23 protein-coding genes and 2 pseudogenes are annotated in these 26,533 nt (G+C 50.5%); 8 read left to right on the top strand and 17 right to left on the bottom strand.

Features of this window, described 5'->3' with window-relative positions; all coding sequences use genetic code 11:
* Window positions 1-58: 58 nt before the first annotated feature.
* The 6 genes from odhB to sdhC form a co-directional block, all read right to left on the bottom strand.
* Window positions 59-1,276: a 2-oxoglutarate dehydrogenase complex dihydrolipoyllysine-residue succinyltransferase gene (gene odhB, locus ACJHXA_RS13025; protein ID WP_000099834.1), complete on the bottom strand. Its 1,218-nt coding sequence runs from the start codon at window positions 1,274-1,276 to the stop codon at window positions 59-61.
* Window positions 1,277-1,290: 14 nt separating this feature from the next.
* The gene (gene sucA, locus ACJHXA_RS13020; RefSeq protein ID WP_001181473.1) at window positions 1,291-4,092 is read right to left on the bottom strand and encodes a 2-oxoglutarate dehydrogenase E1 component; all 2,802 of its coding nucleotides are present in this window, start codon (window positions 4,090-4,092) and stop codon (window positions 1,291-1,293) included.
* 200 nt (window positions 4,093-4,292) lie between these two features.
* Window positions 4,293-5,009 (bottom strand): succinate dehydrogenase iron-sulfur subunit SdhB, encoded by a 717-nt coding sequence (gene sdhB / locus ACJHXA_RS13015; RefSeq protein WP_001235263.1) that lies wholly within the window; start codon window positions 5,007-5,009, stop codon window positions 4,293-4,295.
* Between the two features lie 15 nt (window positions 5,010-5,024).
* Window positions 5,025-6,791, bottom strand: a complete 1,767-nt coding sequence (gene sdhA, locus ACJHXA_RS13010) for a succinate dehydrogenase flavoprotein subunit (protein WP_000775540.1) — start codon at window positions 6,789-6,791, stop codon at window positions 5,025-5,027.
* Window positions 6,791-7,138 carry a succinate dehydrogenase membrane anchor subunit gene (gene sdhD / locus ACJHXA_RS13005; RefSeq protein ID WP_000254365.1) on the bottom strand — a complete coding sequence of 116 codons (348 nt, stop codon included), beginning with the start codon at window positions 7,136-7,138 and terminating at the stop codon, window positions 6,791-6,793. Before sdhD ends, sdhA begins: the two co-directional genes overlap by 1 nt.
* The gene (sdhC, locus tag ACJHXA_RS13000) at window positions 7,132-7,536 is read right to left on the bottom strand and encodes a succinate dehydrogenase cytochrome b556 subunit (RefSeq protein WP_000263347.1); all 405 of its coding nucleotides are present in this window, start codon (window positions 7,534-7,536) and stop codon (window positions 7,132-7,134) included. Before sdhC ends, sdhD begins: the two co-directional genes overlap by 7 nt.
* A 380-nt stretch (window positions 7,537-7,916) precedes the next feature.
* Between sdhC and ACJHXA_RS12995 the strand changes: the two genes are divergently transcribed.
* The 7 genes from ACJHXA_RS12995 to ACJHXA_RS12965 all read left to right on the top strand — a co-directional run bounded on the left by ACJHXA_RS12995 (window position 7,917) and on the right by ACJHXA_RS12965 (window position 15,982).
* Window positions 7,917-8,024: a hypothetical protein gene (locus tag ACJHXA_RS12995; RefSeq protein WP_001305582.1), complete on the top strand. Its 108-nt coding sequence runs from the start codon at window positions 7,917-7,919 to the stop codon at window positions 8,022-8,024.
* Window positions 8,025-8,229: 205 nt separating this feature from the next.
* Window positions 8,230-9,513: a citrate synthase gene (gltA, locus tag ACJHXA_RS12990; protein WP_000785834.1), complete on the top strand. Its 1,284-nt coding sequence runs from the start codon at window positions 8,230-8,232 to the stop codon at window positions 9,511-9,513.
* 390 nt (window positions 9,514-9,903) lie between these two features.
* Window positions 9,904-10,470 (top strand): fimbrial protein, encoded by a 567-nt coding sequence (locus ACJHXA_RS12985; RefSeq protein WP_000472422.1) that lies wholly within the window; start codon window positions 9,904-9,906, stop codon window positions 10,468-10,470.
* Window positions 10,471-10,520: 50 nt separating this feature from the next.
* Entirely contained in the window at window positions 10,521-12,980 is a 2,460-nt protein-coding gene (locus tag ACJHXA_RS12980) for a fimbria/pilus outer membrane usher protein (RefSeq protein WP_001316936.1), read from the top strand.
* 14 nt (window positions 12,981-12,994) lie between these two features.
* On the top strand, window positions 12,995-13,726 hold the full coding sequence (locus tag ACJHXA_RS12975) for a molecular chaperone (protein ID WP_000143529.1): 732 nt from the start codon (window positions 12,995-12,997) through the stop codon (window positions 13,724-13,726).
* The gene (locus ACJHXA_RS12970) at window positions 13,723-14,784 is read left to right on the top strand and encodes a fimbrial protein (protein WP_001272420.1); all 1,062 of its coding nucleotides are present in this window, start codon (window positions 13,723-13,725) and stop codon (window positions 14,782-14,784) included. The genes ACJHXA_RS12975 and ACJHXA_RS12970 overlap by 4 nt, the downstream gene beginning before the upstream one ends.
* Window positions 14,785-14,935: 151 nt before the next feature.
* Window positions 14,936-15,982, top strand: coding sequence for an AbrB family transcriptional regulator (locus tag ACJHXA_RS12965; RefSeq protein ID WP_001297246.1), 1,047 nt, complete (start codon window positions 14,936-14,938; stop codon window positions 15,980-15,982).
* On the opposite strand, the gene nei is transcribed toward ACJHXA_RS12965, so the two are convergent.
* Genes nei through ybgI form a run of 5 tightly spaced genes read right to left on the bottom strand, consistent with a single transcriptional unit; the run spans window position 15,979 to window position 19,878 of the window.
* Window positions 15,979-16,770 carry an endonuclease VIII gene (nei, locus tag ACJHXA_RS12960; protein ID WP_001114025.1) on the bottom strand — a complete coding sequence of 264 codons (792 nt, stop codon included), beginning with the start codon at window positions 16,768-16,770 and terminating at the stop codon, window positions 15,979-15,981. The genes ACJHXA_RS12965 and nei overlap by 4 nt on opposite strands.
* A gap of 35 nt (window positions 16,771-16,805) precedes the next feature.
* Window positions 16,806-17,540 (bottom strand): 5-oxoprolinase subunit PxpA, encoded by a 735-nt coding sequence (pxpA, locus tag ACJHXA_RS12955; protein WP_000687130.1) that lies wholly within the window; start codon window positions 17,538-17,540, stop codon window positions 16,806-16,808.
* Window positions 17,530-18,462 (bottom strand): 5-oxoprolinase subunit PxpC, encoded by a 933-nt coding sequence (gene pxpC, locus ACJHXA_RS12950; RefSeq protein WP_000912716.1) that lies wholly within the window; start codon window positions 18,460-18,462, stop codon window positions 17,530-17,532. The genes pxpA and pxpC overlap by 11 nt, the downstream gene beginning before the upstream one ends.
* The gene (gene pxpB / locus ACJHXA_RS12945) at window positions 18,456-19,112 is read right to left on the bottom strand and encodes a 5-oxoprolinase subunit PxpB (protein WP_001188343.1); all 657 of its coding nucleotides are present in this window, start codon (window positions 19,110-19,112) and stop codon (window positions 18,456-18,458) included. The genes pxpC and pxpB overlap by 7 nt, the downstream gene beginning before the upstream one ends.
* Window positions 19,113-19,134: 22 nt before the next feature.
* Window positions 19,135-19,878 (bottom strand): radiation resistance protein YbgI, encoded by a 744-nt coding sequence (gene ybgI, locus ACJHXA_RS12940; protein ID WP_000798871.1) that lies wholly within the window; start codon window positions 19,876-19,878, stop codon window positions 19,135-19,137.
* Window positions 19,879-20,148: 270 nt separating this feature from the next.
* Between ybgI and dtpD the strand changes: the two genes are divergently transcribed.
* A complete protein-coding gene (gene dtpD / locus ACJHXA_RS12935) occupies window positions 20,149-21,630 on the top strand; it encodes a dipeptide permease DtpD (protein ID WP_001032694.1) in 1,482 nt (493 codons plus the stop codon).
* Between the two features lie 41 nt (window positions 21,631-21,671).
* On the opposite strand, the gene phrB is transcribed toward dtpD, so the two are convergent.
* The 6 genes and pseudogenes from phrB to ACJHXA_RS12905 form a co-directional block, all read right to left on the bottom strand.
* The gene (gene phrB / locus ACJHXA_RS12930; protein ID WP_000207157.1) at window positions 21,672-23,090 is read right to left on the bottom strand and encodes a deoxyribodipyrimidine photo-lyase; all 1,419 of its coding nucleotides are present in this window, start codon (window positions 23,088-23,090) and stop codon (window positions 21,672-21,674) included.
* A complete protein-coding gene (locus ACJHXA_RS12925; RefSeq protein WP_001076014.1) occupies window positions 23,087-23,596 on the bottom strand; it encodes a YbgA family protein in 510 nt (169 codons plus the stop codon). The genes phrB and ACJHXA_RS12925 overlap by 4 nt, the downstream gene beginning before the upstream one ends.
* Before the next feature lie 150 nt (window positions 23,597-23,746).
* A pseudogene (locus ACJHXA_RS12920) lies at window positions 23,747-24,505 on the bottom strand (ISAs1 family transposase); the annotation flags it as partial.
* A gap of 143 nt (window positions 24,506-24,648) precedes the next feature.
* Window positions 24,649-24,885: pseudogene (locus ACJHXA_RS12915) on the bottom strand (transposase family protein); the annotation flags it as partial.
* A 225-nt stretch (window positions 24,886-25,110) separates the two neighbouring features.
* Window positions 25,111-25,680 carry a protein YbfC gene (gene ybfC / locus ACJHXA_RS12910; protein WP_000832338.1) on the bottom strand — a complete coding sequence of 190 codons (570 nt, stop codon included), beginning with the start codon at window positions 25,678-25,680 and terminating at the stop codon, window positions 25,111-25,113.
* Window positions 25,677-26,533 (bottom strand): RHS repeat-associated core domain-containing protein (locus tag ACJHXA_RS12905; protein ID WP_001532430.1); only part of this gene is annotated, 857 nt, incomplete at its 5' end. The genes ACJHXA_RS12905 and ybfC, both read right to left, overlap by 4 nt.

The raw sequence follows: 26,533 nt of genomic DNA, 5'->3' as shown, positions 1-26,533 counted from the left end.
AAACCGTAGACCGACACCCTATCCACGTCGGTCTACAGTGCAGGTGAAGCTTAAACTACTACACGTCCAGCAGCAGACGCGTCGGATCTTCCAGCAACTCTTTGATCGTTACCAGGAAGCCCACGGATTCGCGACCATCGATCAGACGGTGATCGTAGGACAGCGCCAGGTACATCATCGGCAGGATCTCAACCTGACCATTCACCGCCATCGGACGATCTTTGATAGCGTGCATACCCAGAATTGCGCTCTGCGGCGGGTTGATGATCGGCGTAGACATCAGGGAACCGAACACACCACCGTTGGTGATGGTGAAGTTACCACCGGTCAGATCTTCAACGGTCAGCTTGCCGTCACGGCCTTTGACTGCCAGCTCTTTGATTTTCTTCTCGATGTCTGCCATGCCGAGGGTATCGACATCACGCAGTACCGGTGTCACCAGGCCGCGCGGCGTAGAAACCGCCATGCTGACGTCGAAATAGTTGTGGTAAACCACGTCATCGCCGTCGATAGACGCGTTCACTTCCGGGTAACGTTTCAGGGCTTCAACCACCGCTTTCACGTAGAAGGACATAAAGCCCAGACGGATGCCGTGGCGTTTTTCAAACGCTTCACCGTACTGCTTACGCAGATCCATAATCGGCTTCATGTTGACTTCGTTGAACGTGGTCAGCATGGCGGTGGAGTTTTTCGCTTCCAGCAGACGCTCTGCCACACGCTTACGCAGGCGAGTCATCGGGACACGTTTTTCACTACGTGCAGCCAGAGCCGGTTGCGCCGCCGGATCAGCCGCTGCCGGAGCAGACTCTTTCGCCGGGGCTTTCGCCAGATGTTTTTCCACATCTTCACGAGTCAGACGACCACCCACACCGGTGCCTTTAATGGCGCTGGCGTCGAGATTGTGTTCAGCCAGCAGGCGACGGATCGCCGGGCTTAACGCATCGTTGTTTTGCTCTTCCAGAGACGCCTGCTGGCGTTGCGCCGGAGTGGACGCTTTCTCTTCAGATTTGGCGCTGGTTTCTTTACCGGCGCTGTTGCCTTCACGCAGGCGACCAAGGATCTGACGAGACGTTACCGTTGTACCTTCATCTTCCAGAACCGCATCCAGAATGCCGTCTGCTGATGCCGGTACTTCCAGTACCACTTTGTCAGTTTCGATTTCTACCAGCACTTCATCACGTACGACTGCGTCGCCGGGTTTTTTATGCCAGGTTGCGACGGTGGCATCGGCTACGGATTCAGGCAGGTCAGGGACCAGAATATCTACGCTACTCATTGTGTATCCTTTATTTATTCGACGTTCAGCGCGTCATTAACCAGATCTTGTTGCTGTTTCTGGTGAACGGACATATACCCTACCGCCGGAGAGGCGGAGGCCGGGCGGCCTGCATAACGCAGAGAAGCCCCAAACGGAATCACTTCACGGAAATGATGCTGGCTGCAGTACCATGCGCCCTGGTTGAGCGGCTCTTCCTGGCACCAGACAAAATCCTTGACGTGAGCAAACTGCTGCAACACTTCCTGCATCGCTTTATGCGGGAACGGGTAGAGTTGCTCGATACGCACAATGGCGACATCGTGTTGATTGTTCTTACGACGCTGTTCCAGCAGGTCGTAATAAACCTTACCAGAACACATTACTACGCGCTTCACGCCCTTCGGATCAAGCTCGTCGATTTCACCGATGGCTGGCAGGAAGGTGCCGTTCGCCAGTTCTTCGAGGCTGGAAACCGCCAGCGGATGACGCAGCAGGGATTTCGGCGACATCACGACCAGCGGACGACGCATCCCGCGCAGCGCCTGACGACGCAGCATGTGGTAAACCTGTGCCGGGGTAGACGGTACGCAAACCTGCATGTTTTGCTCAGCACAAAGTTGCAGATAACGTTCCAGACGCGCGGAGGAGTGCTCCGGCCCCTGCCCTTCGTAACCGTGCGGCAGCAACATCACCAGACCACACATCCGGCCCCATTTCTGCTCGCCAGAGGAGATGAACTGGTCGATAACCACCTGCGCACCGTTGGCGAAGTCACCGAACTGCGCTTCCCAGATGGTCAGGGTGCGTGGTTCTGCGGTGGCATAACCGTATTCAAACGCCAGCACTGCTTCTTCAGACAGTACGGAGTCCCAAACACGGAACGCGCCCTGGCCGTTATGGATGTGTTGCAGCGGCGTGTAAGTGGAACCGTTAGACTGGTTGTGGATCACCGCGTGGCGGTGGAAGAAGGTACCGCGACCGGAGTCTTCACCCGACAGGCGAACCGGAATGCCTTCGTCAACCAGCGTGGCGTAAGCGAGGTTTTCCGCGCCGCCCCAGTCGAACAGTTTCTCACCGGCAGCCATCGCCTGGCGATCGCCATAAATCTTGGCAACGCGAGACTGCATTTCAACCGCTTCCGGCACCGTGCTGATGCGTTTAGCCAGTTCCTGCAGGCGCTTCATCTCAACTTTGTTCGGGTACTCTTCGTCCCATTCGTGGTTGAGGTACGGCGACCAGGTGAAAGAGTGCATGTTCATCGGACGCCACTCTGCTACCACGCAATCGCCAGCATCCAGCGCATCGCGGTACAGGTTAACCATCTCGGTGGCATCTTCCAGCGTCGCCACTTTTTCCTGCTCCAGCTTGTCAGCGTAGATTTTGCGCGGTGTCGGATGTTTTTTGATTTTCTGATACATCAGCGGCTGGGTTGCGCTCGGCTCGTCGGCTTCGTTGTGGCCGTGACGGCGGTAGCATACCAGGTCGATGAAGACATCACGTTTAAAGGTGTTACGGAAATCGAGCGCCAGACGGGTCACAAAGGCAACGGCTTCCGGATCGTCCGCGTTAACGTGGAAAATCGGTGCCTGAACCATCTTGCCGATATCAGTACAGTACGGCGTAGAACGGGCATCCAGCGGATTAGAGGTGGTGAAACCAACCTGGTTGTTGATAACGATACGTACCGTACCGCCAACTTCATAACCACGCGCTTTCGACATGTTCAGGGTTTCCTGAACCACGCCCTGTCCGGTCACTGCGGCGTCACCGTGGATGGTAATTGGCAGCACTTTGTTGCTGCTCGGCTCATCAAGTCTGTCCAGACGGGCACGAACAGAGCCGATAACGACCGGGCTTACAATCTCAAGGTGAGACGGGTTAAACGCCAGCGCCAGGTGCACCAAGCCGCCATCGGTCTGGAAGTCAGACGAGAAGCCCATGTGGTATTTCACGTCACCCGTGCCGAGGTGTTCTTTATGTTTACCGGCAAACTCGTCGAACAAGTCTTGCGGTTTTTTACCCAGCACGTTCACCAACACGTTCAGACGACCACGGTGCGCCATCCCGAGAACCACTTCCCGGGTGCCGCTGTTGCCAGCGTGGCGGATCATCTCTTTAAGCATCGGGATTAACGCGTCACCGCCTTCCAGCGAGAAGCGTTTTGCGCCAGGGAATTTTGCGCCGAGGTAACGTTCAAGGCCTTCAGCGGCGGTCAGTTCGCTTAAGAAGCGTTTTTTCTCTTCGCTATTGAAAGTCGCGCGACCAGACTCGATACGCTGTTGGATCCAGCGTTTTTCTTCGGTGCTGGTAATGTGCATATACTCGGCACCAATCGGGCCGCAGTAGGTTTGCTTGAGGGCTTCCAGCAGCTCGCCGAGTTTCATGGTTTCTTTGCCGCTGGCAAATGAACCGACGTTGAAGGTCTCCTGGAAGTCTGCTTCGGTCAGATCGTGGAAAGACGGATCCAGATCGGCCACTTTATCTTGCTGCCACAGTCCCAGCGGATCGAGATTCGCATGCTGGTGACCACGGAAGCGGTATGCGTTAATGAGCTGCAGGACTTTAACCTGCTTTACATTGGTGTCAGGGTCGGAGATCGTTGAAGAGTAACGTGAAGCGTCTTTCGCCAGGCGGCGGAAATATTCACGCGTTTGAGAGTGGAATTGATCCGGTTTGACTCCCGTACCAGGTAACTGCTGGAACGTCGAACGCCAGTTAGCGTCAACCGAGTCAGGATCGGTTAAGAAGTCTTCATAGAGCTGTTCTATCCAGCTCTGGTTTGCGCCAGAGAGGTAAGAAGAGTCCAACCAGGCTTTCAAAGCGCTGTTCTGCATCGTGATCCCTTAAGCATCTTTTTTATGCTTACTTCGCCGTGGATACTACCACGCACAGTTATGTGCGTGCCGGGGTTCACTTGCGAGCTCTTGTCTACGTAGTGGCTCGCGAAGGAACCTTTAAAAACTGTCTTAGTGTCAGGGGCAGTTTTTAAAGATTTCCTGAATAGCCGGGGGATTTCCCCGGCATCAACATTTAATTACGCATTACGTTGCAACAACATCGACTTGATATGGCCGATGGCGCGCGTCGGGTTCAGCCCCTTCGGACATACACTGACGCAGTTCATGATGCTGTGACAGCGGAATACACTGAATGCATCGCTCAAACCGTCGAGGCGGCTGTCAGTCTCGGTATCACGGCTATCGATCAGGAAACGATATGCCGCTAACAAGCCTGCCGGGCCGATAAACTTATCGGGATTCCACCAGAAAGACGGACAAGAGGTTGAACAACATGCGCAGAGAATACATTCATACAGCCCGTCGAGTTTTTCGCGCTGCTCTGGCATCTGTAAATGCTCGCGAGCTGGCGGATTTTGTCCATTATTCAACAGGTAAGGCTTAATTTTCTCATATTGCGCATAGAATTGTCCCATGTCTACCACCAAATCGCGGATCACCGGTAAACCTGGCAGCGGGCGAATCACAATCTTCTTGCCCGGCTGGTTGAGTGCCGAAATCGGGGTAATACAGGCCAGACCATTCTTGCCGTTCATGTTCAGACCGTCGGAACCGCACACACCTTCACGGCAGGAGCGGCGGAACGACAGGCTGGGATCTTTCTCTTTCAGCTGGATAAGCGCATCCAGCAACATCATGTCGCGACCTTCTTCCGCTTCCAGGGTGTAATCCTGCATACGCGGAGCATCATCAACATCCGGGTTATAGCGATAAATTGAAAACTCGAGTCTCATTTTCCTGTCTCCGCATTAGTAAGTACGAATCTTCGGCGGGAATGCCGGGCGCAGTTTCGGTTCCATGTTGACGCTTCGGCGCGTCATGGATTCCGACTCTGGCAGATACAGGGAGTGGCACAGCCAGTTTTCATCATCACGATCCGGGAAGTCGAAGCGGCTATGCGCGCCACGGCTTTCGGTACGGAAGTTGGCAGAAACAGCCGTTGCATACGCCGTTTCCATCAGGTTATCCAGTTCCAGGCACTCAACGCGCTGGGTGTTGAACTCGCTGGAAGTGTCATCCAGACGGGCATTTTTCAGACGCTCGCGGATAACTTTCAACTGCTCAAGCCCTTTCGCCATCGCATCACCTTCACGGAAGACCGAGAAGTTATGCTGCATACATTCTTGCAGCGCTTTACGAATCGCCACCGGATCTTCACCGTTACGATTATTGTTCCAGCGGTTCAGACGATCCAGAGATGCTTCAACATCAGACTCGCTGGCATCGCGCAATGCGCCCTGCTCGGCGATAGACTCTTGCAGATGCAGACCCGCTGCGCGACCAAAGACCACCAGGTCCAGCAGCGAGTTGCCGCCCAGACGGTTAGCGCCGTGTACCGATACACAAGCGATTTCACCAACGGCAAACAGCCCCGGAACAACCACATCTTCGCCTTTCTCGTTCACCGTCAGCGCCTGACCGGTCACTTTGGTCGGAATACCACCCATCATGTAGTGACAGGTTGGGATAACCGGAATCGGCTCTTTCACCGGATCAACGTGAGCGAAGGTACGGGAGAGTTCCAGAATACCCGGCAGACGGGATTCGAGAACTTCTTTACCCAGGTGGTCGAGTTTCAGTTTCGCATGTGGCCCCCACGGACCATCACAGCCGCGACCTTCACGGATTTCAATCATGATGGAACGCGCCACCACGTCACGGCCCGCCAGGTCTTTGGCGTTCGGCGCATAACGCTCCATAAAGCGTTCGCCATGTTTGTTCAGCAGATAACCGCCTTCACCACGGCAACCTTCGGTGACCAGTACGCCCGCACCGGCAATACCGGTCGGGTGGAACTGCCACATTTCCATATCCTGCACCGGTACGCCTGCGCGGATAGCCATGCCGACGCCGTCGCCAGTGTTAATGTGGGCGTTAGTGGTGGACTGATAAATACGCCCTGCCCCGCCAGTCGCCAGCACGGTAGCGCGGGCTTTGAAATAAACCACTTCACCGGTTTCGATGCACAGTGCGGTACAACCCACCACCGCGCCATCCTGGTTTTTCACCAGATCCAGCGCATACCACTCGGAGAAAATGGTGGTGTGGTTTTTCAGGTTCTGCTGATAAAGCGTGTGCAACAGTGCGTGACCGGTACGGTCAGCCGCCGCCGCAGTGCGTGCCGCCTGCTCGCCGCCGAAGTTTTTCGACTGACCGCCAAACGGACGTTGATAGATACGACCATCATCAAGACGCGAGAACGGCAGGCCCATGTGTTCGAGTTCCAGAATCGCTTCCGGCCCGGTTTTACACATATATTCAATCGCGTCCTGGTCACCGATATAGTCCGACCCTTTTACGGTGTCGTACATATGCCATTCCCAGTTATCTTCATGGGTATTACCCAGCGCAACGGTAATGCCGCCTTGCGCAGAAACGGTATGGGAACGGGTCGGGAAGACTTTAGAGAGCAGCGCACAGGTCTGGCCGCTCTGGGAAATTTGCAGCGCCGCGCGCATACCTGCGCCACCGGCACCAATCACAACTGCATCAAATTCTCTGACTGGCAATTTCATCACACACCCCACACCACAACGAATCCATAAATCACGTAAACCACCAGTGCAACGACAATCACCAGTTGCAGCATCAGGCGCAATGCCAGCGGTTTAACGTAGTCGGTCAACACCTGCCACATGCCGATCCAGGCATGAATCAAGATAGAAAACAGCGCCAGCAGGGTGAACACTTTGGTGAACGCAGAGGCGAAGAAACCGATCCAGACTTCATATGTCAGTTCGCCACTGGTGGCGAAAAAACCGACCATATAAATGATGTAGAGCGTCAGGACGATAGCGGTAGCGCGAACGAGGATGAAATCATGTACGCCATTGCGTCCTAATGCGGAGGCGTTGCTTACCATACGAGGACTCCTGCGAGAAGTGAAAGCACGACAGTAATAACAAAGGAGATTTTGGCGGAGCGTTTACCCGCTTCGAATGTTTCTTCCAGATAGCCAAAATCCATCATCATGTGGCGAATACCTACGACGACGTGATACGCCAGAGCGGTAAGGATGCCCCACATGATAAATTTGACGAAGAAGCTGCCCATAATCGCGGAAGCTTGCTCGAAACCTTCAGGGGAAGAGAGGCTGGTACCCAGAAGCCACAGCAGGATGCCCACTGCAACAAAGGTGATCACACCGGAAACGCGATGGAGAATGGACGCTATCGCCGTGATGGGGAACCGGATGGTCTGTAGGTCCAGATTAACAGGTCTTTGTTTTTTCACATTTCTTATCATGAATAACGCCCACATGCTGTTCTTATTATTCCCTGGGGACTACGGGCACAGAGGTTAACTTTCTGTTACCTGGAGACGTCGGGATTTCCTTCCTCCGGTCTGCTTGCGGGTCAGACAGCGTCCTTTCTATAACTGCGCGTCATGCAAAACACTGCTTCCAGATGCGAAAACGACACGTTACAACGCTGGGTGGCTCGGGATTGCAGGGTGTTCCGGAGACCTGGCGGCAGTATAGGCTGTTCACAAAATCATTACAATTAACCTACATATAGTTTGTCGGGTTTTATCCTGAACAGTGATCCAGGTCACGATAACAACATTTATTTAATTTTTAATCATCTAATTTGACAATCATTCAACAAAGTTGTTACAAACATTACCAGGAAAAGCATATAATGCGTAAAAGTTATGAAGTCGGTATTTCACCTAAGATTAACTTATGTAACAGTGTGGAAGTATTGACCAATTCATTCGGGACAGTTATTAGTGGTAGACAAGTTTAATAATTCGGATTGCTAAGTACTTGATTCGCCATTTATTCGTCATCAATGGATCCTTTACCTGCAAGCGCCCAGAGCTCTGTACCCAGGTTTTCCCCTCTTTCACAGAGCGGCGAGCCAAATAACAAACGGGTAAAGCCAGGTTGATGTGCGAAGGCAAATTTAAGTTCCGGCAGTCTTACGTAATAAGGCGCTAAGGAGACCTTAAATGGCTGATACAAAAGCAAAACTCACCCTCAACGGGGACACAGCTGTTGAACTGGATGTGCTGAAAGGCACGCTGGGTCAAGATGTTATTGATATCCGTACTCTCGGTTCAAAAGGTGTGTTCACCTTTGACCCAGGCTTCACTTCAACCGCATCCTGCGAATCTAAAATTACTTTTATTGATGGTGATGAAGGTATTTTGCTGCACCGCGGTTTCCCGATCGATCAGCTGGCGACCGATTCTAACTACCTGGAAGTTTGTTACATCCTGCTGAATGGTGAAAAACCGACTCAGGAACAGTATGACGAATTTAAAACTACGGTGACCCGTCATACCATGATCCACGAGCAGATTACCCGTCTGTTCCACGCTTTCCGTCGCGACTCACATCCAATGGCAGTCATGTGTGGTATTACCGGCGCGCTGGCGGCGTTCTATCACGACTCGCTGGATGTTAACAATCCTCGTCATCGTGAAATTGCCGCGTTCCGCCTGCTGTCGAAAATGCCGACCATGGCCGCGATGTGTTACAAGTATTCCATTGGTCAGCCATTTGTTTATCCGCGCAACGATCTCTCCTATGCCGGTAACTTCCTGAATATGATGTTCTCCACGCCGTGCGAACCGTATGAAGTTAATCCGATTCTGGAACGTGCTATGGACCGTATTCTGATCCTGCACGCTGACCATGAACAGAACGCCTCTACCTCCACCGTGCGTACCGCTGGCTCTTCGGGTGCGAACCCGTTTGCCTGTATCGCAGCAGGTATTGCTTCACTGTGGGGACCTGCGCACGGTGGTGCTAACGAAGCGGCGCTGAAAATGCTGGAAGAAATTAGCTCCGTTAAACACATTCCGGAATTTGTTCGTCGTGCGAAAGATAAAAATGATTCTTTCCGCCTGATGGGCTTCGGTCACCGCGTGTACAAAAATTACGACCCGCGCGCCACCGTAATGCGTGAAACCTGCCATGAAGTTCTGAAAGAGCTGGGCACCAAAGATGACCTGCTGGAAGTGGCTATGGAGCTGGAAAACATCGCGCTGAACGACCCGTACTTTATCGAGAAGAAACTGTACCCGAACGTCGATTTCTACTCTGGTATCATCCTGAAAGCGATGGGTATTCCGTCTTCCATGTTCACCGTCATTTTCGCAATGGCACGTACCGTTGGCTGGATCGCCCACTGGAGCGAAATGCACAGTGACGGTATGAAGATTGCCCGTCCGCGTCAGCTGTATACAGGATATGAAAAACGCGACTTTAAAAGCGATATCAAGCGTTAATGGTTGATTGCTAAGTTGTAAATATTTTAACCCGCCGTTCAAATGGCGGGTTAATTTTTATATGCCTAAACACAAAAAATTGTAAAAATAAAATCCACTATCGGACATTCATATATTCTAAAAAAAAATATATCGGTATAAATTATAAACAAATCGATGATTTTTAATCATCTATCTTCCTCTCAGTTACATGAATAAACCACCAAATATAGCGCACCCCTATAATTTCCAATACGTTATTCATCAAACATTTAATTCATACCATCAATTAATTACTTTTACATTTAATAAAATTAATAATATTTTTAAGAAAAACTAAAAACATTCGACAATCAAATAAGATATTCTTGCACCGATATACTTTTTTCTTTTCTGTTAAAGGACTCCGTTATGTTTAAAGGACAAAAAACATTGGCCGCACTGGCCGTATCTCTGCTGTTCACAGCACCTGTTTATGCGGCTGATGAAGGATCCGGTGAAATTCACTTTAAAGGTGAAGTTATTGAAGCACCGTGTGAAATACATCAGGATGATATTGATAAAGAGGTTGAACTCGGTCAGGTGACCACCAGCCACATTAATCAGTCACATCACAGCGATGCCGTTGCTGTCGACCTGCGCTTAGTCAACTGTGATCTGGAAAACTCCAGCAACGGTTCCGGTGGCAAGATTTCTAAAGTTGCAGTCACCTTTGATAGCTCAGCGAAAACCACCGGCGCAGATCCGATTCTCAACAACACCAGCACGGGTGAAGCCACCGGCGTCGGCGTACGTTTAATGAATAAAGATCAAAGCAATATCGTTTTAGGCACCGCTACTCCAGATATCGACCTGGCTCCGACCTCCAGCGAACAAACGCTGAATTTCTTTGCCTGGATGGAACAAATTGATCAGGCTACACCTGTAACGCCAGGCGCAGTTACGGCGAATGCAACCTACGTGCTGGATTATAAATAAGTATTACTTTGGCGGCGCTATCGCCGCCTTTCATAAAATATTTATCAGGTATGGACACCGTGAATATTTATCGACTCTCTTTTGTATCCTGCCTGGTCGTGGCGATGCCTTGCGCATTGGCGGTCGAATTCAACCTTAATGTTCTCGATAAATCAATGCGCGACCGCATTGATATTTCATTATTAAAGGAAAAAGGAGTCATTGCTCCCGGTGAGTATTTTGTTAGCGTTGCGGTAAATAATAACCAAATCAGTAACGGGCAAAAGATTAACTGGCACAAAAATGACGATAAAACCATTCCGTGCATCAATGATTTACTGGTCGATAAATTTGGCTTAAAACCTGAAGTCCGTCAGTCGTTACCATTGATAAATCAGTGCGTCGATTTTAGCTCCCGACCTGAAATGCTCTTCAATTTCGATCAAGCCAATCAGCAACTAAATATCACCATTCCGCAAGCCTGGCTGGCGTGGCACTCAGAAAACTGGACCCCACCCTCCACATGGAAAGAAGGTGTCGCCGGTGTCCTGATGGATTACAACTTGTTTGCCAGCAGCTACCGCCCACAGGATGGCAGCAGCAGCACTAATCTTAACGCCTATGGAACAGCCGGAATCAACACGGGGGCATGGCGCTTACGCAGTGATTATCAGTTGAATCAGACTGATAGCGATGATAACCATGAACAGTCAGGCGAAATATCACGTACCTATCTTTTTCGCCCGTTACCGCAATTAGGTTCAAAATTAACCCTCGGCGAAACGGATTTTAGTTCCAATATTTTCGACGGTTTTTCTTATACCGGCGCGGCACTGGCAAGTGACGATCGAATGTTGCCATGGGAACTACGCGGCTACGCCCCACAAATTAGCGGTATTGCACAGACCAATGCCACGGTGACGATCAGTCAATCAGGCCGCGTCATTTACCAGAAAAAAGTCCCACCAGGCCCATTTATCATTGACGACCTTAATCAGTCTGTTCAGGGCACACTGGATGTCAAAGTGACGGAAGAAGATGGTCGGGTGAACAATTTCCAGGTTTCGGCAGCATCGACGCCCTTCCTGACTCGTCAGGGACAGGTTCGCTATAAACTGGCCGCGGGTCAGCCACGGCCCTCCATGTCACATCAAACTGAAAATGAAACCTTTTTTAGCAATGAAGTTTCCTGGGGGATGCTGTCAAACACCTCGCTGTACGGCGGCCTGCTGCTTTCTGGTGATGACTACCATTCTGCCGCAATAGGTATCGGGCAAAATATGCTGTGGCTTGGCGCGCTGTCGTTTGATGTCACGTGGGCCAGTAGTCACTTTGATACTCAGCAGGACGAGCGGGGCTTAAGCTACCGTTTTAATTACAGCAAACAAGTGGATGCCACCAACAGCACGATTTCCCTCGCCGCTTATCGTTTCTCCGATCGTCATTTTCACAGCTACGCCAACTATCTGGATCACAAATACAACGACAGCGATGCGCAGGACGAAAAACAGACGATCAGCTTATCTGTGGGCCAACCGATTACCCCACTAAACCTCAATCTTTACGCCAACCTGCTACATCAAACCTGGTGGAATGCAGACGCCTCCACGACCGCCAACATCACGGCAGGTTTTAATGTTGATATTGGTGACTGGAGAGATATCTCTATTTCGACGTCATTCAATACAACCCATTACGAAGATAAAGATCGCGACAACCAGATTTACCTGTCGATTTCGCTCCCCTTCGGTAACGGTGGTCGGGTTGGCTATGACATGCAAAACAGTAGCCACAGCACCACACACCGCATGTCGTGGAACGATACGCTGGATGAACGTAATAGCTGGGGCATGTCTGCCGGACTGCAATCCGACCGTCCGGACAATGGAGCCCAGGTGAGCGGTAACTATCAGCACCTGAGTTCAGCGGGTGAGTGGGATATTTCTGGTACCTATGCCGCCAATGATTACAGTTCCGTCAGCAGCAGCTGGAGCGGTTCTTTCACCGCAACCCAATATGGTGCAGCGTTTCATCGCCGCAGCTCCACCAATGAACCACGCCTGATGGTCAGCACCGATGGCGTGGCAGATATTCCGGTTCAGGGCAATCTCGACTACACCAACCATTTTGGCATTGCGGTGGTGCCGTTGATTTCCAGTTACCAGCCTTCCACCGTGGCGGTGAACATGAATGACTTACCCGACGGCGTAACAGTTGCAGAAAACGTTATCAAAGAAACGTGGATTGAAGGCGCGATAGGTTACAAATCACTGGCTTCCCGTTCCGGTAAAGACGTTAACGTCATCATTCGCAACGCCAGCGGTCAGTTTCCTCCCCTCGGAGCGGATATCCGCCAGGATGACAGCGGCATTAGCGTGGGGATGGTTGGCGAGGAAGGACATGCCTGGTTAAGCGGAGTCGCTGAAAATCAAAAGTTTACCGTGGTCTGGGGTGATAGCCAGCATTGCTCGCTCCATCTTCCTGAACATATGGAAGACACCGCAAATCGCCTGATTTTACCTTGTCATTAATTAAGGAAATGAAAATGACATTTATGAAAGGACTACCCCTTTTGTTGTTGGTTGCCAGTCTGTGCAGCCACGCTGCACTACAACCCGATCGCACTCGTATTGTGTTTAACGCTAATGATAAAGCTACCAGTCTGCGGGTGGATAATCGTAGCGATAAACTCCCCTACCTCGCTTATTCCTGGCTCGAAAATGAAAAAGGGGAGAAAAGCGATGATCTTCTGGTCGCCCTGCCGCCGATACAACGTCTGGAACCGAAAGCAACAACGCAGGTACGGATAGTAAAGCAAGCCTCGACCACAAAATTACCGGGCGATCGCGAAACGCTATTTTTCTACAATATGCGTGAAATTCCTCCCGCCCCGGAAAAAAACAGCGACCATGCCGTTCTGCAAGTCGCCATTCAGAGTCGTATCAAGGTGTTCTGGCGACCGGCTGCATTACGCAAGAAAGCAGGAGAAAAGGTCGAACTGCAGTTACAGGTCAGCCAGCAGGGCAACCAACTGACACTGAAAAATCCTACCGCGTATTATCTGACCATTGCCTACCTGGGACGAAATGAAAAAGGCGTTCTCCCCGGCTTCAAAACCGTGATGGTTGCGCCTTTTAGTACGGTCAACACAAACACCGGAAATTATAGCGGCAGCCAGTTTTATCTCGGTTATATGGATGATTACGGCGCGTTACGCATGACGACGCTCAACTGCAGCGGACAATGCCATTTACAAGCCGTGGAGGCGAAGAAATGAGTGCTGGCAAGGGAGTGTTGCTCGTCATCTGTCTGTTATTTCTGCCGTTGAAGTCTGCGCTTGCCCTGAACTGCTACTTTGGTTCATCCGGTGGCTCGGTAGAAAAATCAGAAGCGATTCAACCTTTTGCTGTACCAGGCAATGCCAAACTCGGCGATAAGATTTGGGAATCTGACGATATTAAAATTCCCGTCTATTGTGACAACAATACCAACGGCAATTTTGAAAGTGAGCATGTTTATGCCTGGGTAAACCCCTACCCGGGGGTGCAGGATCGCTATTATCAACTCGGCGTAACTTACAATGGCGTTGATTATGACGCCAACCAGGGAAAAAGCCGCATCGACACTAACCAGTGTATTGACAGTAAGAACATTGACATTTATACCCCTGAGCAGATTATCGCGATGGGATGGCAGAACAAAATTTGCTCGGGTGATCCCGCTAATATTCACATGTCGCGTACCTTTCTCGCTCGCATGCGGTTATACGTCAAAATACGAGAAATGCCGCCGCATGATTATCAAAGTACGCTTAGCGACTATATCGTCGTGCAATTTGACGGTGCCGGTAGCGTTAACGAAGACCCTACTGCCCAAAACCTGAAATATCATATTACTGGTCTGGAAAACATTCGCGTGCTGGATTGCAGCGTCAATTTTTCCATTTCACCGGAAACACAGGTGATTGATTTTGGTAAATTTAATTTGCTGGATATTCGTCGCCACACAATGTCGAAAACATTCAGTATTAAGACGACAAAATCACAAAATGACCAATGCACCGACGGATTTAAAGTCAGTTCCTCCTTTTATACCGAAGAAACGTTGGTTGAAGAAGATAAAGCATTGTTGATTGGTAATGGTCTGAAGCTACGTTTGCTGGATGAAAACGCCTCGCCTTATACCTTCAATAAATATGCTGAATACGCCGATTTCACCAGCGATATGCTGATCTACGAAAAAACCTATACGGCTGAACTTTCGTCCATTGCAGGCACCCCCATCGAGGCTGGCCCCTTCGATACAGTGGTGCTTTTTAAGATTAACTATAACTGATTTGCCATGATGCCCTTTGCAGCCGGAAAGGGCATCTCTTTCAGAAAATTGCTGATTTTCCCCTTTTCCTTGATTGCTGTTATTTTTTCCTGGCCCGGCTTTCTTTATGCTGTATCGATACACCAAAGAGAAAATAATGAGGGAGCGAAGGATGCCAGTTTTGCAGTGGGGAATGTTATGTGTGCTATCACTTCTCCTTTCTATTGGTTTCCTCGCGGTACATCTCCCGGCGGCGCTATTACTTGGGCCGATGATCGCCGGGATCATCTTCAGTATGCGCGGAATTACTCTGCAACTTCCCCGCTCCGCTTTTCTCGCCGCGCAGGCCATTCTTGGCTGCATGATTGCGCAAAACCTCACTGGTTCGATTCTCACCACGCTGGCCGCCAACTGGCCGATCGTGCTTGCTATTTTACTGGTGACGCTGCTTTCCAGCGCCATCGTGGGTTGGTTATTGGTGCGCTATAGCTCACTGCCTGGAAATACCGGTGCCTGGGGTTCTTCTCCAGGCGGCGCAGCGGCAATGGTCGCTATGGCGCAAGATTACGGCGCAGATATTCGCCTGGTGGCGTTTATGCAATATCTGCGAGTGCTGTTCGTCGCGGGGGCCGCTGTTCTGGTCACCCGCATGATGCTGGGTGATAACGCTGAAGCGGTTAACCAGCAAATCGTCTGGTTCCCGCCAGTGAGCATTAATCTCCTGCTTACGATTTTGCTCGCAGTCGTTGCCGGTACGGCGGGATGCATGCTGCGTCTTCCTTCCGGCACGATGCTCATCCCGATGCTGGCGGGCGCAGTGCTCCAGTCTGGTCAGCTCATCACCATCGAACTACCGGAATGGCTGCTGGCGATGGCGTATATGGCAATTGGCTGGCGGATTGGTCTTGGTTTCGATAAACAAATCTTACTGCGGGCACTACGCCCGCTACCGCAAATCCTGCTGTCGATTTTTGCTCTGCTGGCTATTTGTGCGGGTATGGCGTGGGGGCTGACCCGGTTTATGCACATTGATTTTATGACTGCCTACCTCGCCACCAGTCCCGGCGGGCTTGATACCGTGGCGGTCATCGCCGCAGGGAGCAATGCCGATATGGCGCTTATTATGGCGATGCAAACCCTGCGCCTGTTCAGTATTTTGCTGACGGGGCCAGCCATTGCGCGGTTTATTTCAACCTATGCGCCGAAGCGGTCGGCCTAGTGCTGGCAGCCTGGACACCAGTAAAACGGGCGCGAGGACAACGTGGTTTTCTCAATGATGCCGCCACAGCGTTCGCACAGTTCGCCATCACGATGAAAAACCTTAAAGCGAAACAGCGCCCCATGATGCTTATTCTCATCCACCTGCCCCCGCGTAGCGTAAGAAAACCGAGGAATCTCCAGTAACGCGTGTGCGAGTGCATCCAGTTGCGCCGCATTGAGATCTTTCGCTTTATGATTTCCAGTCAACCCAACCTGCCAGAGGATCTCCACCCGCAAATAATTGCCAAGCCCAGCCAGAAACGCCTGATCGAGCAGTAATCCTGCAAACTGACGGTTACGAAAGCGCGGTGACAATAACCGTTCCTTTACCACCTCCGGCGTCAGATTCGGATCCAGCACATCGGGACCAACGCGTTGTAAAAACGGATGCGTGGTCAGTTGTTCCGGCCTCAACATCTCAATATCCGAGGCGCTATAAAGCAGAATGGTTTTGTCAGCCGTTTGCAGTTTTACCCGCAATACTCGCGTGGTCTGCGGCTCTTCGCCGGTATCAACCACGCGCCAGACGCCGTAAAGCTGATTATGGCTGTAGAGCGTTAAGTCGTTGGAAAAATGAGTTAACAACGCCTTACCACGCGTTTCCACATGGGTAACGTGTTGACCGATAAGTTGTGATTGATAAGTTTTTAACTGCGGGAAGGCAAACCAGACATCAGTTAGTGGTTTGCCTTTGATCGCCGCCTCCAGGTTATCCGCTGCACGGCGGATCTCCGGGCCTTCAGGCATGGTGATATCCTTTTTTCATTCTTTATTAATCGGGGTTATGCTGCGACAACAATCTCCTTTTCGGCAAATGTAGAGCGTAGTCGGCGGGCGAACGCCAGTGCGTGCTCGCCGTCGCCATGCAGGCAGACTGTTTGCGCCGTGACCGTTGCCCATTCGCCGGTGATACTTTTGACTCTGCCGTGTTGCACCATCTCTAGCGTTTGCGCCAGCGCCTGTTCTTCGTTTTCAATCAACGCGCCTGGCTGACTTCGCGGCACCAGCGAGCCGTCAGCCTGATAACCGCGATCGGCAAACACTTCCTCGCGCGTTGTCAGGCCATATTGCTTGCCTGCACGAATCAGCTCGCTTCCTGCCAGCCCAACGAGAATCAATGCCGGATCGCAAGCGTATACCGCTCTGGCGATGGCGTCTGCCAGTTGTGCTTCTTTCGCCGCCTGGTTGTACAACATGCCGTGCGGTTTGACATGACGCATTACGCCGCCTTGCGCACGGGCAATCGTTGCCAGCGCGCCAATTTGATACAGCGTCTGGGCGTAAACGGTTTCTGGCGGCAACTGCATGGCGCTGCGACCAAAATTTTCCCTGTCGGGAAAACTCGGGTGAGCGCCAATTGCAACACCATTTTTTATTGCTTCACGCACGCAAGCCTGCATGGTTTGCGCATCGCCTGCATGAAATCCACAGGCAATATTGGCAGAGGAAACCAGCGTTAATAGCTCTGCGTCGCTGGCGCAGCCTTCGCCCAGATCGGCGTTCAGGTCAATTTTCATTGTGCAGCCGCCACGCTAATTGTTCAAAATAACGTTGCTGATCTTGCCGCGCTTTCAGTGCCTCTTCCAGTGAACACTGGACAAAATGAATCGGCTGACCGAGCGGAATTTGCGCAAGATGGTACATATCAGCCTCAATGATGCAGGCAATACGCGGGTAACCACCGGTGGTCTGTGCGTCGTTCATCAACACAATCGGCTGCCCGTTATGTGGCACCTGCACCACGCCCGGTAACAAACCGTGAGATAACAGTTCGCGATCGGTGGTGCGTTTTAAAATTTGCCCCTGTAAGCGATAGCCCATGCGGTTACTTTGCGAGCTAAGCTGCCAGGGCGAACGCCAGAATGCATCCTGCGAGGCACGATCGAACTCATGATATTCCGGCCCCGGCAAGGCGCGAATGCGGTTGCCCCACAGCAGCTGTTTAACGCCCTGCGCTTCCATAAAATCACGCTTCGCTTTGCCAATCGGGAGTCGGTCACCATCCTTCAGTAAACGGCCTTCCAGCCCGCCAATCCCCACTTTGAGATCGGTGCTGCATGACCCCATTACCGGCGGAACATCAATACCACCCGCGACCGCCAGATAACTGCGCATCCCGTGCTGCGGGCGTTTAAGCGTTAAACGCTGGCCTGCTTTCATCGGCAATCGCCAGCCGGTCCAGACGGCATTATCATCCAGCCGCGCTTCGCAACCGGCACCCGTCAGAGCAAACCACCCATCAGTTTCGAACTCAACAGTTAACTGACCGAGCGTGATCTCCAGCGCGGGGGCATTGGCGTCATTACCCACCAGTAGGTTAGCAATGCGTAACGCGGGCATATCCAGTGCGCCGCAGTGGCTGATACCCGACTGGCGAAAACCGTGACGACCGCCATCCTGCACAGTGGTATACATGCCCGCACGAATAATCTTCAGCATACTCCCTCCTTCTGCGGTACAAAGCGCACGCTGTCTCCCGGACGTAATAAGATGGGTTCGTCACGCGCCGGATCAAACAGGCTGAGTGAGGTATGACCAATCAACTGCCAGCCACCCGGCGTTGCCAGCGGATAAACACCAGTCTGCGGCCCGCCGATCCCGACAGAACCTGCCGGAACGAGTAAGCGCGGTTCAGCGCGCCGTGGCGTGTGTAGTTGTTCCGGCAAACTCCCGAGATACGGGAAGCCCGGTTGAAAACCTAAAAACCAGACCACGTATTCCACGGAGGAGTGCAATTCAACAACCTGTTTTTCGCTCAACCCGCAATGCGCCGCGACCACCGCCAAATCCGGTCCGCCTGCACCACCGTAAACCACCGGAATTTCAATAAAGCGAGACTCAGGTTCCAGGGCCTCGCTCTCCTCCCACCAGCGTTGCAAACGCTCTATGGCATCCAGCGCCAGCGACTCAGGATTACGCAAAATCACCGTAATATTGTTCATGCCGGGAATGGCTTCAACCACATTCGGCATATCCACCAGACGCTGCGCCAGTCGCCAGATCCGTTTCTGGCTAGCCAGCGTCACCGGCGGTTCCAGTTCCAGCACTACCGCCGTTTCACCTATCAGATAACAACGCGCTCGTTGCACTTTCGATCCCTCTGATTATTCGTTATGCAGGATTAGGAATATCAATAAAGGTCACATCAAGATCGGTATTTTCATTCAGCCACTCGCTCAATGCGCGAATACCACCACGTTCAGTGGCATGGTGACCTGCAGCATAAAAATGCAATCCCTGCTCGCGGGCTGAATGAATGGTCTGTTCAGAAACTTCGCCAGTAATAAAAGCATCCACGCCAAAACGCGCGGCGCTATCGATAAAACTTTGCCCGCCGCCCGTGCACCAGGCGACGCGCTGGACCACCTCAGGTCCGGTATCGCCACACCATAACGGCTTACGTCCCAGACGCGCTTCAATCCAGGAGGCTAGTTCCAGTCCCGGCACAGGCATGGTCAGCTCTCCCCACGGCACCAACGGCTCAATTTCGCCCATGACCGTGATCCCCAGTAACGCCGCCAGCTGTGCGTTATTGCCCAGCTCAGGATGTGCGTCAAGCGGCAAATGCCAGCCATACAGGTTGATATCATTCGCCAGCAACGTTTTTAAACGGTTACGCTTCATTCCGCGAATGACCGGAGACTCTCCTTTCCAGAAGTAGCCATGATGCACAATGACCGCATCCGCGCCCAGACGCACTGCCTCATCGAGCAAAGCCTGGCTGGCGGTGACACCGGTAACAATTTTTTGCACCGTCTCTTTGCCTTCCACCTGCAAACCATTCGGCGCGTAATCACTAATCGCCGCGCTGTTCAGTTTTTCGTTAATCAGTTGTTCCAGTTCGGTGTTTTTCATCTTCGCGCCTTCCGTATTCTGATAGCTACACCGTTAACATAGCGTTACCTCGCCAGTTCGTCGATAGCCAATCTTTTGACATATTAAGAAACAAACCCGACGCCAAAAGACGCAAATTGTTTATATCATCACGCTTCAGCTAATGTATATTTATGCAATCAGACAGCATATTGCATAAATAATCAGATCTGTATCAAAGTTTTAACTTTAAGGAAACACAAGCACGCCGCGCAACTATTACGTGACGTTGCCGTCAATTGTGGAATTATTATGAATAAACACGCATCACAGCCGCGCGCTATTTACTATGTCGTTGCGCTGCAAATCTGGGAATATTTTAGCTTTTACGGCATGCGTGCCCTGCTGATTCTCTATCTCACCAATCAACTAAAATACAACGATACTCACGCCTACGAGTTATTTAGCGCCTACTGTTCGCTGGTGTATGTCACGCCAATCCTCGGTGGCTTTTTGGCGGATAAAGTTCTCGGCAATCGCATGGCGGTGATGCTGGGGGCGTTATTGATGGCGATCGGTCATGTGGTGTTGGGTGCCAGTGAGATCCATCCGTCATTCCTCTATCTGTCCCTGGCGATAATCGTTTGTGGCTATGGTCTGTTTAAATCCAATGTCAGTTGCCTGCTCGGCGAGCTGTATGAGCCAACCGATCCGCGTCGTGATGGCGGTTTCTCGCTGATGTATGCGGCGGGTAACGTGGGGTCTATTATCGCACCTATCGCCTGTGGTTACGCCCAGGAAGAGTACAGCTGGGCGATGGGCTTTGGCCTGGCGGCGGTTGGCATGATCGCGGGTCTGGTCATTTTCTTATGTGGCAATCGTCATTTCACTCATACCCGCGGCGTTAATAAAAAAGTACTGCGTGCGACAAACTTTCTCCTGCCTAACTGGGGATGGCTGCTGGTTCTGCTGGTGGCAACGCCTGCGCTGATTACCGTATTGTTCTGGAAAGAGTGGTCGGTATACGCCTTAATTGTCGCGACTATTATTGGCCTGGGTGTACTGGCAAAAATTTATCGCAAAGCAGAAAACCAGAAACAGCGTAAGGAGCTGGGGCTGATTGTGACGCTCACCTTCTTCAGTATGTTGTTCTGGGCCTTCGCACAACAGGGCGGCAGCTCGATTAGCCTTTATATCGACCGCTTCGTTAACCGCGATATGTTTGGTTATACCGTTCCGACTGCTATGTTCCAGTCGATTAATGCCTTCGCAGTTATGCTGTGCGGTGTGTTCCTGGCGTGGGTGGTTAAAGAAAGCGTCGCAGGTAATCGTACCGTGCGCATCTGGGGAAAATTTGCTCTTGGTCTCGGCCTGATGAGCGCCGGGTTCTGCATTCTGACCTTAAGCGCCCGCTGGTCCGCAATGTATGGTCACTCTTCTCTGCCACTGATGGTATTAGGCCTGGCGGTGATGGGCTTTGCGGAACTGTTTATCGACCCGGTTGCCATGTCGCAAATTACGCGCATTGAAATTCCGGGCGTGACCGGCGTATTAACCGGCATCTACATGCTGCTTTCTGGCGCGATCGCGAACTATCTGGCGGGCGTGATTGCCGATCAGACATCGCAGGCTTCGTTTGATGCTTCCGGGGCGATCAACTACTCCATCAATGCATATATTGAAGTATTTGATCAAATTACCTGGGGCGCACTGGCGTGTGTAGGACTGGTACTGATGATTTGGCTGTATCAGGCGCTGAAATTCAGAAACCGCGCGCTGGCGCTGGAGTCATAATAGGCCAGCACCATACCTGATAAAACGCTCGCTGCGTTTTATCAGGCTCCTTTCCTCGCTTCTTCGTACGCTGCCAGCGTTCGCAGCCTTGCCTCTTTGTGATCAACTATCGGTTGCGGATAATCCAGCTTCACACCTGCTTTCTGCGCCCACTTCCACGGCTCATGCACCGCTTTCCCTGGTACATCGCGCAGCTCCGGTAACCATCGACGAATAAACTCGCCCTCACGGTCAAATTTCTCGCCCTGAGTTATCGGATTGAAAATACGAAAATACGGCGCAGCATCAGTACCCGTAGAAGCCGCCCACTGCCAGCCACCGTTATTAGCTGCCAAATCACCATCAATCAGCTGCGACATGAAATATCGCTCGCCTTCGCGCCAGTCGATCAACAAATCTTTCACCAGAAAACTGGCTGTAATCATCCGTAGCCGGTTATGCATCCAGCCAGTGCTGTTAAGCTGACGCATAGCGGCATCAACAATCGGGTATCCCGTTTTGCCTTTCTGCCAGGCCTGTAAATGTGCGGGATTGCTTTGCCACTGCACACGATCCGTCCAGGCAATAAATGGACGATGTTTACACAACGAGGGGTAATACGTCATCAGATGACGGTAGAACTCGCGCCAGATCAGCTCACTAAGCCAGACACTACCGGCCCCACCGTCCAGCGCCTGCGGCTGTTCAGCCAACAAGCGATGCAAGCACTGGCGAGGCGATAACCCGCCCGTTGCCAGGCTGGCCGACAAACGGCTGGTGCCTTCCACTGCCGGAAAATCTCGTTGTTGCTCATAATCTCCGGCACCGTTCTGGCAAAACTGGCGTAATTGCGCAATCGCCGCTTTTTCTTCCACCGGAAAATGCGCAGTATCGAAAGACTGACGAGGATAATTCAGCGTAATGGATGGCGAGGGCTCTATCGATCCGCTACTACGAACTTTTGGTGCAGCGACGCACTCCGGCATCCCTTCCCGCAGCCGTTTCAGCCAGGCATTCTTAAAAGGCGTAAAGACTTTGTACATCTCGTGATTGCCGGTCATCACCGCGCCAGGCGGCAGGATCACGCTGTCATCAAATCCTTCACACACCACGTTACGCAGCGCTCTTTCAACTTCCACATCCCGCGCCCGCTCATTCACTTCATACTGATAGTTATAAAACAGGTGGGTAACGCTGTTTTCCGCGCACACCTGTTTAACTATTTCGACACTGGCGACAAAGTCATCCACTTCACGGAACAATAAAGGAATACCTTTTTCCGCAAGCGCTATTTGTAGCCCATTCAGTTGAGCATTGATAAGTTCAGCCTGACGCGGCGACATGTTATGCGTCTCCCACTGGCGTGGTGTAGCGATATACAGCGCCAGCACGCGTGCAGACGAATTGCGGCAGGCGGCAGCAAGCGCGAGATTATCATGCAGACGTAAATCCTGGCGAAACCAGACCAGATGGGTAGTCATAAAACTCCTGAATGGCGCAAGTTAATCACACGCGGCCAAAGTTCGAAATAACGCTGCCCTGAAAGCCAGGCGTCAGGATAAAGCGCCATATAGTGTTTGATACGCATCAGCGGCGCAAGAAGCGGTTGCTCGCCACGGCGATAACTGTCGATAAGCGCAGCCAGCTGCTGGCGTTCTGTGGAATCAATATGTGGGCGAAAATAACCCTGAACGTGCATCAAAACGTTGGTGTGATCGCGCGTGTTGGCGGGGTGAGAAAGTAAAACGATTACGCGTTGGCGGTACTGGTTGTAATAGTCATCCAGATTTTGCCACCGATGAATATCAGCCACAAACGGGCCAAGTTTGCGGTATTCCGGCTGAGAATGCGCCAGAAAGACGAGTTTATAGCGGCTGTGATAATCGAGAAGCGCCCCGCGCGTTAAGCCATGTTCTTTCAGTCGATATAACTCATGAAGCGCGAAGATACGGATTAGGGTGCTGTCATCAAATCGTTGCTGATTCATTACTGCTCCTGAACGGTTTACAGGAGTAAGTGTAGACGTTGAGAAATGATATTTGTGAAGTTAATCCTGTTGTAGCAGGACAAATTTACGAAAGCCTGCTCCCCGCAAGGACTGACGTCAGGTAGTTTCTAACCATAGCTGCCCTTTCTATTCAAACGTGAAATCAATAAGCTCATCAGGGACATCGCAAACAATATGAAGACGGGTTTCTTCTCTGCCGTGACTCTTTTCACTAATTGCGTAACTGTCATGCTCTGGATTATTTAATTCTTTCAGCGGAAATTTTTCCTCAAAGGCTTTATTTAGCCGCCCCTGGTTTCCTTTTACCGCGAATAAATAATCACCTCCCTGTTTTTGTATCTTCTCTGCAATATCTTTCTGGCAACCCATCGCATCAGTTGTGATGATTTTTCCTTTAATATCCAGCATGTTAAGAAGTTCTGGGATAGCTGTAATCTCATTGGATTTCTTATCCGTCTTGATCTGTCCGATGACCAGACTGTGCATTGTTGAGAACGCACTAATGACATGAATCGCTCCCCTGCGGCGACTCTTGTCATAAGAGTGCCGGAGCGTTTTTCCATCAATTGCAATGACGTCTTTATCATCTGAAGAATGGCAGTCACGCATCCAGTTAATAAAGCACTCGTGAAATTTTGCAGGACTGATACAGGATACAACTCTGGCAATGGTATCGTGAACAGGAATACCATTTTCAAAATCACCATATTGCTTCAAGAAATCGAGATGTATTTCCCCGAAATCCTCTATATCTTCCCAACTTTCTGCACCAGAAATAACGGCAAAAATAGTCAATAGTAGGATGCCTGACAATTTATGCTCTACTTTCCAGGCTTATCTGTAATCGGGAATAATAGAAATATGTTCCATCAATTTTTTAAGTTCCATTTGTTCACCTTATTTATGTAAGGAGTATTTGATCATGTATAAGCTATGAAAAACAGCTTTAGGTAATAAGGAATATCTCAATTTTTAAACATAAAATGCGAATTATTTAGTACAAAAAAGTAGCGTTACGTGATCTTTCCCTGGGATACAACTCTGGCAATGGTATCGTGAACAGGAATACCATTTTCAAAATCACCATATTGCTTCAAAAAATCGAGATGTGTTTCCCCGAAATCCTCTATATCTTCCCAACCTTCTGCACCAGAAATAACGGCACAAATAGTCAACAGTAGAATATCTGACAATTTATGCACCACTTTCCAGGCTTATCTGTAATCGGGGGTAATAGAAATATGTTCCATCAATTTTTTAAGTTCCATTTGTTCACCTTATTTATGTAAGGAGTATTTGATCATGTATAAGCTATGAAAAACAGCTTTAGACAATAAGTAGTATCTCAATTGTTGAACTTAAAATTCGAATTATTTAGTACAAAAAAGTAGCGTTACGTGATCTTTCCCTGCAAATGGAACGCAAAATAAACACCTATTCCATGAGTTATATAATTTTTCACAATGATTAATTTGTTTTCTCAGGAAGAGATTTTATTTCTCTTCACTACGAATTAGTTCATGCTGTATCTTTATTAAACATTCGTAAGACTCATTTTTGTTCGGGAGATGTGCTGTCATTCGAGCATAAGTTGGTTTCTCATCTTTAAAATATTTTACCATGATTGAATTATCAAGGACTGCCAACAACTGAACTGGATCACTGCTCTTTTTTTGATAGATACCCGCTCTTATATAACTTCTAAACCGATCGCCGAGAAACGCCGTTTTTTCTGCTGTATTTATCAACTCCTGCAACGTTCCTTTGATGGCATGATTTTCATTAAGGCGTAGTGACCCGACGCGAATTAAGAGTCTCGCCCCGCTTGGTGTGAATTTATTATTTTTACATGTACCCAGTTCTGTTTGCCAATAATACTCACCGATGTCCTCATTCTGATACCATCTCCACATGGCTTTATTATTTAAGACAGGAAACGCGGAAAAAATAGTACCCTTAGCGAAAATAGTAAAACAATCATGATCTTTAGCTTGTATTTCGCAATCAGCTATAACACCAAAACTAACAAATATCATCAGCAAAAAGAACAAAACTCTTTTCATTTTCTTATTCCTCTCGATGTTCTCTGTTTCATTTTAGCTAAAATTTCACCCAAATCATCTATCCCTGCTGTTGCTGGCCCATCGGGTTTATTAATGTCTGGGAATAAATAGGGTTCTGCACAAGTATATCCTGGTGGTAATTGAGTTGTTGGCCAATTTGTCTGTGGCAGGTAATCACTTGCTGTCTTTGTATCCATCCCTGGATACTGGGAATCATCCTGTGGCGTACAAGTCAGATTTGGTTTTACCCACTTCCTGCAATACAGTGTGTAGTCGTAAGGGCTTAATACTCTGAAGAATGTTTTGAAAACATTAGGCGCACTACTGGCCTGGTCAATAGGATATGGCAGTCTTAATTGTTTCGCTATGTCCGGCAATTTACTTGGATCGGGCGTAGGCGGTTTGTTGGGTCTCGCTCCATATCCGCCATTATTTAAGTGTCCATATTTTGATGCCAGTCCCATTGAATCTATATACTGAACCGGATTCAGCGGATACTGATAAAAATTCCATCCCCCCTTCAGCCCAATCGGATCCTGAGTGATATACCTCCCCTGCAGCGGGTCATAATAGCGGTGGCGGTTGTAATACAGGCCGGACTCCTCATCATACTGCTGCCCCGGCAGGCGGATAAGCTGCTGCAGCTGATGCGGGTTCTCTTCATTCAGCAGGTTGCCCCATTCATCGTATTCTGCGCACCATTCTGTTGCCCCTTCCGTGCTGACAAGCGCCAGCGGCAGGCCGCGATGGTCGCAGTGGTACAGGTGGATTTTTCGCGCCGGCGTGTACACCGGGTCCATCTGGTTTTGCATCTGCTCCACGGTCAGGCCGCACGATGCCAGCCAGCGGCGGC

The sequence above is a fragment of the Escherichia sp. WS33 genome, from assembly GCF_046486385.1.
Taxonomy (GTDB): Bacteria; Pseudomonadota; Gammaproteobacteria; order Enterobacterales; family Enterobacteriaceae; genus ECMA0423.
Note: the sequence above shows the minus strand (reverse complement) of the source record. Positions and strands in the feature narration are given on the sequence as shown.

Excerpts from the sequence above, each read along its gene's own strand:
- ACJHXA_RS12985 (WP_000472422.1), top strand. The coding sequence starts at position 9,904 with ATGTTTAAAGGACAAAAAACATTGGCCGCACTGGCCGTATCTCTGCTG.
- ybfC (WP_000832338.1), bottom strand. The coding sequence starts at position 25,680 with ATGAAAAGAGTTTTGTTCTTTTTGCTGATGATATTTGTTAGTTTTGGT.
- sdhB (WP_001235263.1), bottom strand. The coding sequence starts at position 5,009 with ATGAGACTCGAGTTTTCAATTTATCGCTATAACCCGGATGTTGATGAT.
- sdhA (WP_000775540.1), bottom strand. The coding sequence starts at position 6,791 with ATGAAATTGCCAGTCAGAGAATTTGATGCAGTTGTGATTGGTGCCGGT.
- ACJHXA_RS12995 (WP_001305582.1), top strand. The coding sequence starts at position 7,917 with ATGCGTAAAAGTTATGAAGTCGGTATTTCACCTAAGATTAACTTATGT.
- sucA (WP_001181473.1), bottom strand. The coding sequence starts at position 4,092 with ATGCAGAACAGCGCTTTGAAAGCCTGGTTGGACTCTTCTTACCTCTCT.
- ACJHXA_RS12965 (WP_001297246.1), top strand. The coding sequence starts at position 14,936 with ATGCCAGTTTTGCAGTGGGGAATGTTATGTGTGCTATCACTTCTCCTT.
- ACJHXA_RS12925 (WP_001076014.1), bottom strand. The coding sequence starts at position 23,596 with ATGAATCAGCAACGATTTGATGACAGCACCCTAATCCGTATCTTCGCG.
- nei (WP_001114025.1), bottom strand. The coding sequence starts at position 16,770 with ATGCCTGAAGGCCCGGAGATCCGCCGTGCAGCGGATAACCTGGAGGCG.
- gltA (WP_000785834.1), top strand. The coding sequence starts at position 8,230 with ATGGCTGATACAAAAGCAAAACTCACCCTCAACGGGGACACAGCTGTT.
- sdhC (WP_000263347.1), bottom strand. The coding sequence starts at position 7,536 with ATGTGGGCGTTATTCATGATAAGAAATGTGAAAAAACAAAGACCTGTT.
- dtpD (WP_001032694.1), top strand. The coding sequence starts at position 20,149 with ATGAATAAACACGCATCACAGCCGCGCGCTATTTACTATGTCGTTGCG.
- ybgI (WP_000798871.1), bottom strand. The coding sequence starts at position 19,878 with ATGAAAAACACCGAACTGGAACAACTGATTAACGAAAAACTGAACAGC.
- pxpA (WP_000687130.1), bottom strand. The coding sequence starts at position 17,540 with ATGAAAATTGACCTGAACGCCGATCTGGGCGAAGGCTGCGCCAGCGAC.
- pxpC (WP_000912716.1), bottom strand. The coding sequence starts at position 18,462 with ATGCTGAAGATTATTCGTGCGGGCATGTATACCACTGTGCAGGATGGC.
- phrB (WP_000207157.1), bottom strand. The coding sequence starts at position 23,090 with ATGACTACCCATCTGGTCTGGTTTCGCCAGGATTTACGTCTGCATGAT.
- ACJHXA_RS12980 (WP_001316936.1), top strand. The coding sequence starts at position 10,521 with ATGGACACCGTGAATATTTATCGACTCTCTTTTGTATCCTGCCTGGTC.
- odhB (WP_000099834.1), bottom strand. The coding sequence starts at position 1,276 with ATGAGTAGCGTAGATATTCTGGTCCCTGACCTGCCTGAATCCGTAGCC.
- ACJHXA_RS12975 (WP_000143529.1), top strand. The coding sequence starts at position 12,995 with ATGACATTTATGAAAGGACTACCCCTTTTGTTGTTGGTTGCCAGTCTG.
- ACJHXA_RS12970 (WP_001272420.1), top strand. The coding sequence starts at position 13,723 with ATGAGTGCTGGCAAGGGAGTGTTGCTCGTCATCTGTCTGTTATTTCTG.
- sdhD (WP_000254365.1), bottom strand. The coding sequence starts at position 7,138 with ATGGTAAGCAACGCCTCCGCATTAGGACGCAATGGCGTACATGATTTC.